This is a genomic window from Marinobacterium aestuarii (assembly GCF_001651805.1).
In the GTDB taxonomy this organism is placed as follows: domain Bacteria; phylum Pseudomonadota; class Gammaproteobacteria; order Pseudomonadales; family Balneatricaceae; genus Marinobacterium_A; species Marinobacterium_A aestuarii.
In genome coordinates this window covers 1,360,695-1,375,047 of sequence record NZ_CP015839.1, presented here as the reverse complement: position 1 = coordinate 1,375,047, position 14,353 = coordinate 1,360,695, and the positions used below count along the sequence as shown (strand labels likewise).

Annotated in this window: 14 protein-coding genes; 4 read left to right on the top strand and 10 right to left on the bottom strand. The window is 60.6% G+C overall.

Annotated features, from left to right (window positions below):
- The first annotated feature begins 39 nt into the window (after positions 1–39).
- The gene (locus tag A8C75_RS06090) at positions 40–1,083 is read left to right on the top strand and encodes a DUF3549 family protein (protein ID WP_067379493.1); all 1,044 of its coding nucleotides are present in this window, start codon (positions 40–42) and stop codon (positions 1,081–1,083) included.
- 37 nt (positions 1,084–1,120) lie between these two features.
- Here the strand turns inward: A8C75_RS06090 and A8C75_RS06085 are convergent, their stop codons facing one another.
- The 3 genes from A8C75_RS06085 to A8C75_RS06075 form a co-directional block, all read right to left on the bottom strand.
- Positions 1,121–1,810 (bottom strand): replication protein P, encoded by a 690-nt coding sequence (locus A8C75_RS06085; protein WP_227819845.1) that lies wholly within the window; start codon positions 1,808–1,810, stop codon positions 1,121–1,123.
- Positions 1,811–1,841: 31 nt separating this feature from the next.
- Complete coding sequence (locus A8C75_RS06080; RefSeq protein WP_067379490.1) at positions 1,842–2,996, bottom strand: DnaT-like ssDNA-binding domain-containing protein; 1,155 nt, start codon at positions 2,994–2,996, stop codon at positions 1,842–1,844.
- Between the two features lie 86 nt (positions 2,997–3,082).
- Positions 3,083–3,490 (bottom strand): CBS domain-containing protein, encoded by a 408-nt coding sequence (locus tag A8C75_RS06075; RefSeq protein WP_067379487.1) that lies wholly within the window; start codon positions 3,488–3,490, stop codon positions 3,083–3,085.
- 253 nt (positions 3,491–3,743) lie between these two features.
- On the opposite strand from A8C75_RS06075, the gene A8C75_RS06070 reads away from it, so the two are divergent.
- Together A8C75_RS06070 and nfsA are read left to right on the top strand one after the other, a co-directional pair.
- Positions 3,744–4,346 (top strand): alpha-ketoglutarate-dependent dioxygenase AlkB family protein, encoded by a 603-nt coding sequence (locus A8C75_RS06070; RefSeq protein ID WP_067379484.1) that lies wholly within the window; start codon positions 3,744–3,746, stop codon positions 4,344–4,346.
- Positions 4,347–4,425: 79 nt separating this feature from the next.
- A complete protein-coding gene (gene nfsA, locus A8C75_RS06065; protein ID WP_067379481.1) occupies positions 4,426–5,163 on the top strand; it encodes an oxygen-insensitive NADPH nitroreductase in 738 nt (245 codons plus the stop codon).
- A 55-nt stretch (positions 5,164–5,218) separates the two neighbouring features.
- Here the strand turns inward: nfsA and A8C75_RS06060 are convergent, their stop codons facing one another.
- Complete coding sequence (locus A8C75_RS06060) at positions 5,219–5,665, bottom strand: flavodoxin domain-containing protein (protein ID WP_067379478.1); 447 nt, start codon at positions 5,663–5,665, stop codon at positions 5,219–5,221.
- Positions 5,666–5,837: 172 nt separating this feature from the next.
- Between A8C75_RS06060 and A8C75_RS06055 the strand changes: the two genes are divergently transcribed.
- Positions 5,838–6,167 carry a hypothetical protein gene (locus tag A8C75_RS06055; RefSeq protein ID WP_067379476.1) on the top strand — a complete coding sequence of 110 codons (330 nt, stop codon included), beginning with the start codon at positions 5,838–5,840 and terminating at the stop codon, positions 6,165–6,167.
- A 184-nt stretch (positions 6,168–6,351) separates the two neighbouring features.
- On the opposite strand, the gene A8C75_RS06050 is transcribed toward A8C75_RS06055, so the two are convergent.
- The 6 genes from A8C75_RS06050 to thpR form a co-directional block, all read right to left on the bottom strand.
- On the bottom strand, positions 6,352–7,857 hold the full coding sequence (locus A8C75_RS06050; protein WP_067379473.1) for a fumarate hydratase: 1,506 nt from the start codon (positions 7,855–7,857) through the stop codon (positions 6,352–6,354).
- A 243-nt stretch (positions 7,858–8,100) separates the two neighbouring features.
- Complete coding sequence (locus A8C75_RS06045; protein WP_067379470.1) at positions 8,101–9,414, bottom strand: amidohydrolase; 1,314 nt, start codon at positions 9,412–9,414, stop codon at positions 8,101–8,103.
- Positions 9,415–9,457: 43 nt separating this feature from the next.
- A complete protein-coding gene (locus A8C75_RS06040; RefSeq protein WP_067379467.1) occupies positions 9,458–10,885 on the bottom strand; it encodes an aldehyde dehydrogenase family protein in 1,428 nt (475 codons plus the stop codon).
- A gap of 108 nt (positions 10,886–10,993) precedes the next feature.
- On the bottom strand, positions 10,994–12,040 hold the full coding sequence (locus tag A8C75_RS06035) for a threonine aldolase family protein (RefSeq protein ID WP_067379464.1): 1,047 nt from the start codon (positions 12,038–12,040) through the stop codon (positions 10,994–10,996).
- A 28-nt stretch (positions 12,041–12,068) separates the two neighbouring features.
- Complete coding sequence (locus A8C75_RS06030; protein WP_067379461.1) at positions 12,069–13,340, bottom strand: M24 family metallopeptidase; 1,272 nt, start codon at positions 13,338–13,340, stop codon at positions 12,069–12,071.
- 414 nt (positions 13,341–13,754) lie between these two features.
- The gene (gene thpR, locus A8C75_RS06025) at positions 13,755–14,336 is read right to left on the bottom strand and encodes an RNA 2',3'-cyclic phosphodiesterase (RefSeq protein WP_227819844.1); all 582 of its coding nucleotides are present in this window, start codon (positions 14,334–14,336) and stop codon (positions 13,755–13,757) included.
- Between the last annotated feature and the right edge of the window lie 17 nt (positions 14,337–14,353).

The window sequence follows — 14,353 nt, the reverse complement described above, 5'->3', positions numbered from 1 at the left end:
AATCCGCCCCCTTGATGCACCGGACCCGAGGACAGCACTGTGGACCCTATTCAATCGTTACTGGACCTGATTCACCAGACCGGTGCGCGCTGCCGCCTGTTTGACATGGGCCGACGGGTCAGCAAGGTATCTGCCGAGGTCTTTGGCCGTGTTGAACAGGGGCAGATCGCCTACCCCCAGCCCTATCTGCACCACGCCTGGGTCGGTCTGCTGATGTGGCATCCCAAAGAACCCCAGCGCAATGCCGTCTGGTTTCTCAAGCTGCCGCTGGATGAGCAGGGCTTCCTGATTCAGGCCGTGCGGGACGATCTGCTGCAACGCCTGTTGCAGAACATCAGCGGCCTGCTCGATGGTGGCCCAGACGCACTCAAGGATAATCCCTTTTCGTTCAAGCCCGACGCCGAAAAAATGGCCATCTTTCATGCCCATGCCAAGGTCGTACTGGGGCTGCCCGCGTCCCAGCACTACGAATATGCGCAACATTATTTTGCCGGCCAGCTCGGATTTGATCAGTGGCCCAATCTGGGCCTGCAGGGCATCGCCGACATAGTGGTACGCCTTGAACAGGGCAATAACGAGGCCCTGCTGATCGGCGCCCTGGCGCAGCTGCCCGACGCTCCTCTGCAGGCACTGTGCTGTGCACTGGAACATGTTGAGCCGAGCCACCGCCTGATGCAGGCGCTGCAGCCTCGCCTTGATCAGTGCCTGAAACAGCACGGGGGTGATCAGGGAATGCTGGCAGCGCTGGTACGGGCGCTATCCAACAGCACCAGCGACACCTTCAGGCAGGCCTGGCTGAGCCGGATACTGGCCAGTGAGCGTGCACTGGAAACGGAAGTACTGGTGGCGATTGCAACCCGCTGCTGCGAGAGCCTCAAGGATCCTGCGCTGCTGCAGGCATTTCTGGAACGCCTGGCGGCGGGAGATACGGGTCAGAACGGATTTTCGCGCGTTATGGCCGACCTGATGTTCATGCCGGCACTGCGCCGGCCCATCATGCAGGCGTTTCGCAATCCCGAGCGCAGCGAAACCCTGTCGGCGGCGATCGGCGCCATGTTTGGCAGCAATTTTTCCAGCCACTAGGCCATAGGCCAGCGCTGAGCTAGCCAGTCTCAAGGCGTTACTGGTAATCCAGCGGCAGCTCGAGGCTAAGGCCCAGCTGCTGCACCTTCTTCTCGGACGCATCACGGTACAGGTCTCGTACGCGCGAGCCCTTGGGCTTGGTGAGGTAGTACAGCAGTGACGCGGCCACCTCAGGTGCCAGTTCCTGCTCCTCGCCCCAGCGCTGAATAAAGGCCACCAGCGTATTGCTGCGTCCATCGGGCAGACCCACCGCCACCGCCACGCTCAGGTCTTCACCCTCGCGTACCCGGCGCGACATCACCTCGTAGTTGTAGCGAAAATCGGGCAGTACCCGGCGCTGCTCTTCGGAACGCAGCCGAAACCAGCCGGTCGCACGCCCGGCCTGATAGACCGCCGGATGGGACCACGGGTGCCGCGTCGGACGATCGGCATGCATGCACGCCTCCTCGTAGGCCCGCAACACGCCGGGCAGACCGAAATTCCCTTCCTGCTCGTGCAGAATCTTGAGAAATTCCGAGATGGTGGGCATCCAGGCCAGCTGCTCCTTGCAGTGGTCGATAGCCGACACCAGTTCGCGCTCGCCGTACCCCCGCAGGCTCAAGGCCCACTCGCGCTTGGCGATGCGGATCTCATCCTGGGTTTCAAAGCAGCTCTTGAACTTGTGGCCATAGATCGCCATAAAGCGCGCAAACAGCATGTTCACCAGCGCCTTGGTTTCCAGCGGCAAAGGCCCCGCATCCTTCTCACCGGCGCCGCGATTACCAGTCGGTGTCGCGGATGTCCATGATTGCTGCGGTAACCTGTTTGCGTTTTTCCCGAGTATCTCGGCGGGTGTTTTCATTTTTAAAACCTGTCTGTCGCTCTTTGTCGGCGCCGGAATCCCGGCCATCACGGGTTTGCTTGCGTACCCATTCCCGTTTCACCCAGGCGAGAAATTTTTGATCCCAGTTGGTTTCCTTGCGGTCCTTGTCGAGCCAGTAGAGCACAAACTCATCCAGCAGACCCTCGGCGTACTCAACAGTAATATTGTGCCTTGGCAGCAGCGCAAAGAAGGTTTCCGAGGGCTGCCAGCCGAGCTGCATGGGTTTAAGCTGCTGATTGCGTTCTTCATGCTGCTCGAACAGCACCTGCAGTTCATCCTTGTGCCGCCGCCAGCCACTGGCACCGCCAAAGGTTGGCGCAGGCCCGCGCGCCTGAATGGTTTGCGGCGTCGCGCGCAACGCCTGGCGCGTCAACGGGCGGGGCGGCGTATCGTGTACAGCCAGCCGACTGAGCGCATCAGCCTGGGGGCGGGGCGGGGTCTGGCGACTCGGCTCTGGATACCGCTCGGCATAGGATTCTGCAACCTGCTCTTTTACCGGCTCAGTAGTTTGAGCAGGAAGATCCCAGCGTCGCGCCGGATCAGGATGACGATGGGGCCGCGCTGTGGGTACTGGCGCGTATTGCGGCGCAGACTCAGGCCACTGCGACGGGGTCTGTTCCTCAGAATGCCCGCCATGCACAGAGTCTACATCCGCCAGCCCTGCCGCCTTAGTTTTCTCGGTAACAGGCGCGGCCGTTGCAGCCCTGGCGGCGACAGAATCGACTGACTCATCAGCCTCAATAGCACCCTCGGCTGATTGGGGACGGTCCTGGGGCTCCAGGCTGAGCCGCACCAGTGCACTGTCGACCGAGGCCAGGATACAGCCCTGGCGCACCAGACTCTCGGTGATACTGCGCAGGTAGTCCTCATCCCAGAAGTCGGCGATTTTCAGCCAATGAGCACGGCTCAGCACCAGTTCAGAGGGCTCGGCACGCCCGCCATTGCGAGCCCGGTCGTGATAAATGGCCAGCAGCAAGGCCTCATCACTGCCGATGCGCCTTGCCAGGGAGGGATAGAACAGAATCGGTTGTTCCGGGAAGCGATAACCCATGAGACTCCAGTGTAATAAAGGTGGTCAGACTTGAGCCCGCCTGGTGACGACTGCCGTCCCGACACCCACGCAGCCCAGAGCGCCGCTCAGCCATCCAGGGCAAAGACTTCCACGGCGCGCAATACATCGCACCGGCTGATCTGTCCGATCAGCTTGCCGCGCTGAACCACCGGCAGACGGCGCATGCCATTTTTGATAAAGGTCTCGGCGACCTTGATGATATCGGCATCGTACTCGATGGTACAGATATCCTGCGACATGTACTGCGAGACCTTACCGCCAAACTCCTCCTCGTGATAGGTCAGGGTCAGGATAGCCCTCAGGCAGTCGACCTCCGACAGCACCCCCACCAGCGCACCCTCATCGTTCACCACAGGAGCACCGCTGATCTTGCGCGCTAACAGTTGATGTATGGCCTGAAACAGATCGGTGTCCGGCGTAAAGGTCACCAGGTCCCGAGCCATGTAGTCCGATGCCTTGACGGATCTGAGCATAAGCGTATCTCCTGTGCGGGGAATCAAGGCTGCCGCCGCCATTCAACCCAGGCACAGCCGTCCCTTGAATAGTAGCTCAGGCTGTCGCAACGGGCAGACTGGCGCCCCACGATCGGGTGCTCGGAACAGGCCGGATTCTAACAGCTAAGCCGCTCTGATACAGTAGCAGCGCGTCGGCACTGAGCCTTCCGCAAGCACATAAAGAGCCGCAAGCAAGTAAAAAACGCTACAAATGCCACCCAGGAGCACGGGCATGCACGAGGAGGAAAACACGCAAATAATTCAGGCCCCTGGTGCCGACCTGGTGGTAGTGCGCGGCTTTGTCGATACGCAGCAGAGCAAGCAGCTGATCAGGTGCCTGAGCCTGGAAATCGACTGGCGCCAGGACCGCATCCGGCTGTTCGGCCGTGAACATGCCATTCCGCGCCTGCAGCAGTTTCAGGGTGAACCGGGGCTGCACTACCGCTATTCCGGCCTGTTGCTGGAAGCGAGGCCCTGGCACCCGCTGATCGAACAGTTGCGCCGGCGCATCACGGCGGTGGAGCCCGCCCCCTTCAACTGCGCTCTGCTCAACCTCTATCGCGACGGCGAAGACAGCATGGGCTGGCACAGCGATGATGAGCCGGAACTCGGCCTTGATCCGGTCATAGCGTCTTTGAGCCTGGGCCAGCCGCGGCGCTTTGTTCTGCGCCATCGCACAGACCGGCAGCAGCCCAAGATCGAGCTGCTGCTGGATGATGGTTCTCTGCTGCTGATGCGCGGCAGCACCCAGCATCACTGGCAACACGCCCTGCCACGCACCCGCAGGCACTGCACGCCCCGCCTCAACCTGACATTTCGCTGCATTATCGATTGAAACCCTGTTACACGCCTCATACAGTGACGCCAGCGGGGCCAAGGCGCTAGAATGCCCGCTGCAAAGGAGATCCGCTTACATGAATCAGGTTATCGAATTACTTAAATCCCACCGTTCCATCCGCAAATTTACCGCCGAGCCGATCGACCAGAGCACCGTCGACGAACTGGTACGCGCCGGTCAGGCCGCCGCGACGTCCAGCTTCCTGCAAGCCTGCACCGTGATTCAGGTACAGGACCCCGCCAAGCGTGAGCGCCTCGCGGCCTGCGCCGGTAACCAGGCCTATATTGCCGCAGCGCCGACCTTTCTGGTGTTCTGCGCCGATATGAAGCGCCACCAGCTGGCCTGCGACATGCACCAGGCCCAGATGCAGTCCGGCTTCACCGAGCAGTTCATCACCGCCACCGCCGACGCCGCCCTGTTTGCACAGAACGTGGCCATCGCCGCCGAGTCACTGGGGCTGGGCATTGTCTATATAGGGGGTCTGCGCAATGAAATCGCCGAAGTCGCAGAATTGCTGGAACTGCCGGAGCTGGTCTATCCGGTGTTTGGCATGTGCCTGGGTTTCCCCGACCAGAGTCCGGAAACCAAGCCACGGCTGCCGCTGTCAGTGGTACTGAAGCAGGATCGCTATGACGACAGCCAGGATACTGCGGTGATCGCCCGGTATGATGAGGAAGTGCGCGAGTACTACCGCACCCGCACCGGGGCTGCCAAGGTGATGAGCTGGAGCGAACAGATTTCCGGCATGCTGATCAAGGAAGCGCGCCCGCACATGCTGGCATTTCTGCAGCGCTGCGGCTTCCTGAAGAAGTAGCACAACCCTATTCGCGCGAACCGGTGCCTGGGTACCGGTTCCCGCGGGCGCCTGGTCAGATTTTCGCAGCCAACCCCTGAATCCAGGCATCCACCTCGGCTTCCGGATCCATGGTTTCGCAGGCATCCAGAAACAGCGGCGACACCAGTTCGCGCAGCTGCAGCTCGCGCAGCAGGTCAGCCACCTGGCGACCGCCCTCGGCGAAATCATCGTAGGAACTGTCACCCCGGGCAAGCACGGCAAAACCCACCTTGGGCAGCAGCGGAAAACGATCACGCAGTTCCAGGTACAGCGGCAGCAGATTTTCCGGCACTTCACCCTGGCCAATGGTAGCCGAACACACCAGCAACACCTCTGTGTCCTCAGCCACCACATCGTCAAACTGCGCCTGACGCAACACCCTGGCAACATGACCCAGCGCCTGAAGTTGCGCCGCGCAATCCTCGGCTATTTCCTGGGTCGCCCCGAAAGTTGATCCCACCAGAATTTTGATATTCGCCATAACCCGCAAGGTCCCCGTTAATATTTCGCAAGTGCAACATTCTAGAGAAAAGGCCGGATGATATAAACCATGCATCTTGCCGGCAGCAGCAGCCACAGCCTTGGCAAAACCCCTCGCCAAATCCCCGTGACTGGACTAGCTTTTACACTGTAGTCACCAGAGGAGATGCCCCATGCCTGTCAGCCATGTATCCCGCCTGCTCGAAGAGCTTGAACGCAAAGCCCTGCATGAGAGCAGCCTGACCGATCTAAATGTCACCCTTGCCCGCGAGGACCTCGTCAGAATAGAAGCCATGGCCAGCGCTTTCGGCCTGACCCGGGAAGAAGTCTGCACATCGCTTCTGCATACCATTCTGATGGAAGTCGAAGAAAAAATGCCCTATCGCCCGGGCCCCAAGATCATCCGCATCGAAGACGGCGACCCGATTTACGAGGATATAGGCCCCATGCCCCGCTATCTTGATGCCAAACGCAAAATTGAAAAGGAGCTCGATTGCGCCTGAGCAACACCCAGCACAAGCATGCACGGCAAAGATCGCAGGCATATAAGGCTGACTCAAAGGGCAATGACAAAAGACAGCTATAAAAGCTAAATGTAAAAATCCGGAGCCCCTCAACAGGACTCCGGATTTTTTTATGGTCTGATCAGCGCGCCAATGCAGCTCTGTCTGATCTGTGCCGCCAGGATCAGGCGGAACGGGCGATGATTTCTTTCCACTTGGCGGGGCCGGTGTTGTGCACCGACTCGCCGTTCACATCCACCGCCACCGTAACCGGCATGTCCTTGACGTCAAACTCGTAGATCGCTTCCATGCCCATTTCCTCGAAGGCCAGCACCTTGGCGCCGACAATCGCCTTGGACACGAGGTAAGCTGCGCCACCAACAGCCATCAGGTAGACCGCCTTGTAGTCCTTGATCGCTTCGATAGCCACGGGGCCACGCTCGGACTTGCCGATCATGCCCAGCAGACCGGTCTGGTCCAGGATCTGACGGGTGAACTTGTCCATGCGGGTTGCCGTGGTGGGGCCTGCCGGACCCACCACTTCGTCACGCACCGGATCAACCGGGCCTACGTAGTAGATAAAGCGTCCCTTCAGGTCGACCGGCAGCTCTTCACCCCTGTTGAGCATTTCAATCATGCGCTTGTGCGCCGCATCACGTCCGGTCAGCATCTTGCCGTTCAACAGCACAGTTTCACCGACCTTCCAGGTGGCAACGTCTTCAGGCGTAATGCCATCGAGGTTGACCCGGCGCGTGTTGGCACCGACTTCGGCGGTAACCTGCGGCCAGTCTTCCAGGCTCGGCGGCGTCAGAATGGCCGGGCCATTACCATTGAGGGTGAAATGCGTGTGACGAGTGGCGGCACAGTTGGGGATCATGCACACCGGCAGGGAGGCCGCGTGGGTCGGATAATCCTTGATCTTGACGTCCAGCACCGTGGTCAGGCCACCCAGACCCTGGGCACCGATGCCCAGCGCATTGACCGCATCCATGATTTCCAGACGCAGCTCTTCAACCCGGTTCTGCGGGCCACGCTCGCGCAGCTCATGGATGTCGATGGAATCCATCAGTGATTCCTTGGCCAGTACCGCGGCCTTCTCGGCCGTGCCGCCAATGCCCAGACCCAGCATGCCCGGCGGGCACCAGCCAGCCCCCATGGTAGGAACTGTCTTGACGACCCAGTCGACAATGCTGTCGGACGGGTTAAGCATCACCATCTTGGACTTGTTCTCGGAACCACCGCCCTTGGCGGCGATCTGTACATCCACCTCATCGCCTTCAACGATTTCGTAGTGGATAACCGCCGGCGTGTTGTCCTTGGTGTTCTGACGCTTGCCGGCGGGGTCCGCCAGAATGGAAGCGCGCAGCACGTTGTCCGGGTGCGTGTAGGCACGGCGCACGCCTTCGTTGATCATGTCGGTGACGCCCATGGTGGCGTCCCAGGTGACATTCATGCCCACCTTGACGAACACGGTTACAATACCGGTGTCCTGGCAAATCGGCCGACGACCTTCCGCACTCATGCGGGAATTGATCAAAATCTGCGCCATGGCATCTTTGGCGGCCGGGTTTTGTTCCTTCAGATAGGCCTCATGCACGCCCTGAACAAAGTCGATCGGGTGATAGTAGGAGATGAATTGCAGCGCGTCTGCGACGCTGCTGATGAAATCGTCTTGGCGAATCACGCTCATTGAGACTCTCCGTCTGGCTCAGGGTCATTGGTTTGCAGCTCTATTACAGGGCGAATCCCTCTCGGCTGCTTGGGCTCACGGGGTCTGGCCCCGGGCCTGCTTTATCGTATCGCGGCGCGATTATACACCAATTAGCCAAAGACGAGAGTTGTGAGCCGACAAGCGCGTACACCGGGGCGCGGGATCAGGGTGAAGCCCTCTGACCTCCAGCCGACTCCGGGCAGGTCAGGTTAGGAGGCAAGATCATGTCTGGGTGCTATTCAGTACCAGGCGCTCAAACAGCAGCACGCCCCAGCCCAGCATCTGTTCGTCAAAATCAAAGGTGCCGCAGTGGTGACCGCCACCGACCGGCGAACCCAGGATCAGATGGGTCGCCTCGCCGCCCTGCTCGCGTACCTTCTGGATCAGAAATCCCGCATCCTCACTGGCCGAAACCAGAAAACTGTCCTGCAGCAGCGCCTCGGGCAAACCTATTTCCAGCGCCGTCACCGCGACCTCTTCAGCCAGCGCCCGGCTGTTGGGGTAGCTGGAGAATTCAGCAAACACCTGGCGCTCCCAGGTCACGCCGTTCATGCGGGCCGCGCCCTCAAGCACCTGCTCGGCCGCCGCGGCCATAAAGTCGCAGATTTCATTATCGGCGCCTCGCACCTCGTAACGAAAACGCACCTCGTCGGCGATCACATTGTGGGCATTGTCGGAAACAAAGCGCCCGACATTGACCCGCGACATGCCGGCGCTGTGACGCGGCAGTGCATAGAGGCCCTGCACCGCCTGGCACGCCGCCAGCAGCGCATTGCGGCCATCCTGGGGCGCATTACCGGCATGACTGGCGCGGCCGTGGAATACGACATCGTAGATACGCGCCGCAATCCAGGTGGCATCGAAAATGATGCGGTAGCGATCGACAATCCCCAGGTGCAGCGTCAGGAAACGTTCCACCTCGGCCATCTGTGGCAGCCCGGCGAACAGCAGACCACCGCCGGCCACCTCCTCGGCCGGCTGGAAAAAGAAATGCACCTTGCCGGCCCAGCGCGCGCGGCTCGCCGCCAGCCGACGCGCCAGCCCAAGACCGATGGTCAGATGGCCGTCATGCCCGCACGCATGCATAATGCCGGCATGTTCCGAGGCAAAGCCCTCGGCCGCAGGCTGATGCTCGGCGTCCTGGCTTTCCGTGACCGGCAGCGCATCGATATCAAAGCGAAAGCCGAACACAGGCCCTGGTTCCGTTGCCGCCAAGGAGCCTTCAAGCGTCGCAACCAGCCCGGTGCGATTGCCCTGCATCGACGGCAGATAGCGGTTGCCGACGCCGAGTACCTGTTCGGCTCGTGCATAGGCGATACGATCCGTTTCCACATCCGGCGGATTGGGGGGCTGTTGCGTGCCGTAAAGCGCCTGTCCCCATGCCACGGCAAAGCCCAGGGCTTCGAGCTCGGTACAGAGCCGTGCCGTGGTCAGGTATTCGGTCCAGGACAGCTCGGGAATACGGTGAAAACCGCGCCGCGTTTCGCTCAGCTCCCGCATCAGCGCGGTATCCGGGCAGGGGGGTAGTAGTGCCATGTCAGACTCCCGGGGCGCCATCTGCTGACGCCCGCAAACAGTTCTATTTCAGCTGGCTGGGATCCAGATTCACCGATTTGCGCGCACTGAAAGCCTGCAGCCCCTCGGGGGCCAGCGCCAGGGAGCCGTTACCTGAGGCGCGCTGACCGATCCAGCAGAGCCTGGCATCGACAAAATTGCAGCGATTGACATAAACCGTGCCGGTATCGACGGCCGCCACAAAGCGTTCGGCCCGTTCCCGCGACCGGGTGAAAATCGATGCCGTCAGGCCATAGCGGCTGTTGCACACCTGCCGTACCGCTTCCTCGTCATTGGCCACCTGCATGACCGGCAGTACCGGTCCGAAGGTTTCCTCCTGCAGCACCTGCATTGTCGGCGTCACCTCGGCCAGCAGCGTCGGCTTCAGAAAGGTCACACCACCGATCTGCTCGGTCTCGCCGCCGGTGCAGACCCGGGCGCCACCGTGCTGTGCCTGACGCACCATATCGAGCAGCCCTGTAACCGCCCGCTCGCCGCCATGCAGTGGCCCCAGAGTTGTGTCGGGCGCCATTGGGTCACCGCTTTTTTCACTCTCCATGATTGCCTGGGCCCGGGCCAGAAAATCGTCGTAACGGCTGGCGTGGACAAACACCCGCTTTACCGCACAGCAGGACTGTCCGGAGTTATGCAGCCGACCGATCTTCACCGCCCAGAAAGCCGCCTGTTCGAGATCGGCATCCTCGGCGATATAGGCGGCATCGCTGCCACCCAGTTCCAGAGAACACTGAATAAAGGGCTCCGGCACCGCATTAAAAGCACGCTTGGCAACGCTCTGCTGCACCACACGACCGCCCTGCACCGACCCGGTAAAGACCAGATGGTTGATATCAGTTTCTTCGATAATGCGTGCCGAGACCTCATAATCCACCACCGCGTGAATCAGCAAATGATCGATTCCGGCCATCGACCCGAAGGCTTGCTCGAAATGGCCGCCGACCGAGGGCGCTGTGCTGTGCTTGAGCAGCACCGCGTTGCCGCTCAGCAAGGCGCAGACGGTGCCGTTAATGGCGCAGAACAGCGGGTAATTCCAGGGCGTGATGATATAGACCACGCCCTTGGCCCGGCACTCGATGCGCCCTTCGAACCCCTCGTCCTCGTACTCAGGATATCGCCTGGCCTCGAGCGCGCCGTCGGTGGCAAAGCGGCACAGGTACTGGGCCCGTTCCAGCATGAACGTCAGCTCCTCCTTCGCCGCCGCCAGCGGCTTGCCGACTTCCCGCGTGATGCCTGCGGCGATCGCATCGCAGTGGTTACGAAAATAATCCAGCGCTGTCAGTACATGGCGCGCCCGCTCCGCCGGACTGATCACCTGCCAGGCACGGGACGCCCCCTGGGCTGCATCAATATGCATGCTGATAGCCTCGATGCTTTGCGATGGCTGCGAGAACACCTGCTCCCCGGTAAAGGGGTTATGGACTTCGATCTGGCTCATGGACGTGCCTCCTGGTCTGCTATGAATCCTTTGCGGGTAAAGATGGTCTGGTTTGACGGGAGCCTCGCTGACCGATCCCTGTGTCTGTCAGTAATGCGGCATAAGCCCTTAACGACGGGACAAGCGGTCTATGTGATGTACAAATTGATCGATATCCCCGGGACAGGTATCGAAGGAGGTCACCAGGCGCACTTCTGAGACGGCCTCGCCCGGCCACACCAGCAAGGGCGTATGTTGCAGCAGCGGCTCGACCCAGGCGGTCGGCAGCTGCGCAAACACCATATTGACCTCGACCGCTGCGCTCAAGCGGACCTGTTCGAACTGCACCAGCTGTTCGGCCAGGTAGGTCGCCATCGCATTGGCGTTAGCGGCATTGCGCTGCCACAGCCGGTTGTCGAAATAGGCCAGGAACTGGGCCGCCAGAAAGCGCTGCTTCGAAGCCAGCTGCATGCCCTGCTTGCGTATATAGGGATAGGCTTGCTGCAGTGCCGGGTTCAGCACCACCAGCGCCTCGGCCATCATCAGGCCATTCTTGGTACCGCCGAAGGACAGCACATCAATGCCCAGATCCGCCGTCATCTCGGCGAACCCGACGCCAAGCGCCGCCGCGGCATTGGCAAGCCGCGCGCCGTCCATATGCACCAGCAGTGCCCGCTCCCGGGCGAACGCCGTGATGGCCCGCAGCTCTTCAAGGCTGTAGACGGAACCGCGCTCGGTGGCCTGGGCCAACGAGATCACCCGCGGCTGGCTGCGGTGCACCACATCTCGCTCGGCCGCCAGCCGCTGTTCGATTTTGGCCAGGCTCAGTTTGCCCTCAAGGCTCGGTACTGGTAGCAGCTTGCAGCCGACAAAATGTTCCGGCGCCCCGCATTCATCGACCTGCAGGTGCGCCTCCTCGCTGCAAAAGACCGCCTCATGGCTCTGCACCATGCCCTTGAGGGCCAGTACGTTGGCAGCGGTGCCATTGAACAGCAACAGGGTTTCGCTCTGCTCGCCGAACAGCGCCTTGAAACGCGCCAATGCCTGCTGCGTCACTTCATCGGCGCCGTAGCCCGGCACATGACCCTGATTCACTTCAGCCAGCCTGGCCATCACCTCGGGATGAACCCCCGAAGCATTGTCGCTGGCCAGCAGATGCCCTCGCACTGCCTCCATGGGTACCTCCAGAATTGAATACCGGCTGCTATCGAACCAGCACGTCACGATTCGCCAGCGTAAGGAAGGTGCAGCCGTCAGCCGTCACCTCCACGGTATCGGACAGAAAAGCATCGCCGATACCGGAATTCAGCAACCAGCTCATCAGATGAAAGGTCATGCCTTCGCGCAGGCGCATTTGAGAATTACGCCGCAGCCCGACAGGCACGCCGCTGCCGGACCAGCTCGGTGGATAGCCAATACCAATCGAGTAACCGCAGTGATGGCGTGAATAGTGCGACAGGTCATGACGATCGAGCACCGCCTGCCAGGCTTCATAGACATCACCGGCCAGGGCGCCGGGCCGGATGATATCGGCGGCTGCCATCATCGCTTCACGACAAACAGCATTGACGTTCTGTGCCTCTGGCGGTTCTTCGCCAATAAAAACGAAGCGACCGACCGGTGCATGGTAGCGTCGCGCGCAGCCGGCCATTTCGAGAAACAGCAGGTCACCCGACACCAGTGTCATATCCTCCCAGGTGCCGTGCTCGTGGGCCAGGTTACGGGTCGAGCGCACCAGCGGCACGAAGCCGGGATAAGTACCGCCACGCCGGAACATGGCGTCATAGATCGCCGCCATGACCTCGCGGGCATGAACGCCGGGGCCGGCCGCGGCAATGGCCGACAGTATCATGGAATCCGAAATAGCTGCGGCCTGACGCGTCAGCTCCAACTCCGCCGGCGACTGTACGATGCGGACATCGTCGACCAGGCTCTCGAGTTGCTGCCAGTCGGCATCCGGCACGCCATTCATGATCCCTTCGGCAATCGAGTAGGGCAGGAAGGTGCTGTTCATATCGATGCCGATCACCGCTTTCGAAAGCCCCGCGTCGCAGAGCGCCCGCACCGTTTCGCGCACCGCTGCACTGGGCATCAGATAGGGCCGGCGCCGGGGTTCCCGTGTCGGCGCCCCCATGGTCAGCGACCAGGTTTTATCGATCAGCTCATCGCCAGCGTTATTGCCCGGCGGCGGCTCGGTGCCGTCGGTATAGCCGACATGCAGTACATCGGGCGCCTGGTCGCGCACTGTGGCCTTCTCCATCGCCCGGGTGATCAGAACCGGCTGACCACTGGCCGGCAGGATCAGCAGCTGGCAGGCAAAATAGCCCTGGTGATCCAGGCCTGTGAGGTAGTAAATATTTTCGGGGCTGGCGATCAGGCAGGCATCCAGCCCGCGGATAGACATTCCGTCCCGGACCTGGCGACGACGTCGTTCATATTCAGCATCATCAAAATAACGGCCACTGATATCGTTCATCCTTGCGTCTCCCGTTGCTTGAGGGCCTAACCGGCAACTCATCCGCTTCGCAAAACGGCATGGCCACTTCGAAAATTCTTGAGCGAGCTCTGTGCCCCACGCCCTGCACTCCGTCACGGCGACAGGCAGCAGCAAGACAAACGGCGTCCGCCCTGTTTTCACACCACAGGTGCGATCCAAGGTTCAATTCAGCCTACGAGACATAGACGCGGATTAATATGACTATGAGTAAATTTCATGAAGAGGCCAAGCTCAAACTCGAGCTTGTGGTCGGTACGGGATCACTTCGCATAACAGCGCAAAGTGCGTTGCCGAGCGCGGGATAGAAGGAATCACAGAGGGGAAGAAAATGAACTCGCCATGGCACCAGCCCGCGACAGGCTCAGGCTGGAATCAGGCATCAACAGGGCGCATTCAGGCGGAGCGCACCCGAGGCAGCGAATACTGCAGCGGTACTTCGAACAGGGGAGTATAAAGAGAACCGCGCTCGCCGACCTTGCTCATGTAGAGCACCACTGAAGACGCCGGGCTTTGCAGATCAAGCACAGGCCAGCTGGCCGGAGGCTCAAAGCTGTTGTCCGCCGGCAGGCGCCCGAGGGTCACGTGGGGCCGGAAGTCCGTGTCGTCATAATCAAGCCCCGCCGCGACGGCCACCTGCACTATCTGCTGATGCAGCGATTGCAGCTCTTCACTGCCCTCGCTCAGGGCAGCGACCAGCGCAAGCCTGCGACTGACCGGATAGTAGTCGACAGCATTGAGACGGACATGGAAAGGATCAACCTGAGACAGCTGTTCGCGCGTCAGGCGTTCAAGGGTATCGACCTGGGAAATCCCGATATCGCCCAGAAAACAGAGCGTCAGGTGATAACTTTCGGAGTTCGCCCAGTTCACTTCCATGTGGCGGTCGTAGGTGCACAGGGTATCAGCATGATCAGACAATCTACGCACCATCTGATCGTTCAGCTTGAGTGCAAAAAATGCACGTAATTTCTTCACTAGTAGCTATTAGCCTT

Coding starts and splice junctions, on each gene's coding strand:
- A8C75_RS06055 (WP_067379476.1), top strand. CDS start 5,838: ATGCCTGTCAGCCATGTATCCCGCCTGCTCGAAGAGCTTGAACGCAAA.
- A8C75_RS06060 (WP_067379478.1), bottom strand. CDS start 5,665: ATGGCGAATATCAAAATTCTGGTGGGATCAACTTTCGGGGCGACCCAG.
- A8C75_RS06045 (WP_067379470.1), bottom strand. CDS start 9,414: ATGGCACTACTACCCCCCTGCCCGGATACCGCGCTGATGCGGGAGCTG.
- nfsA (WP_067379481.1), top strand. CDS start 4,426: ATGAATCAGGTTATCGAATTACTTAAATCCCACCGTTCCATCCGCAAA.
- A8C75_RS06075 (WP_067379487.1), bottom strand. CDS start 3,490: ATGCTCAGATCCGTCAAGGCATCGGACTACATGGCTCGGGACCTGGTG.
- A8C75_RS06030 (WP_067379461.1), bottom strand. CDS start 13,340: ATGAACGATATCAGTGGCCGTTATTTTGATGATGCTGAATATGAACGA.
- A8C75_RS06070 (WP_067379484.1), top strand. CDS start 3,744: ATGCACGAGGAGGAAAACACGCAAATAATTCAGGCCCCTGGTGCCGAC.
- A8C75_RS06080 (WP_067379490.1), bottom strand. CDS start 2,996: ATGGGTTATCGCTTCCCGGAACAACCGATTCTGTTCTATCCCTCCCTG.
- A8C75_RS06035 (WP_067379464.1), bottom strand. CDS start 12,040: ATGGAGGCAGTGCGAGGGCATCTGCTGGCCAGCGACAATGCTTCGGGG.
- A8C75_RS06050 (WP_067379473.1), bottom strand. CDS start 7,857: ATGAGCGTGATTCGCCAAGACGATTTCATCAGCAGCGTCGCAGACGCG.
- A8C75_RS06040 (WP_067379467.1), bottom strand. CDS start 10,885: ATGAGCCAGATCGAAGTCCATAACCCCTTTACCGGGGAGCAGGTGTTC.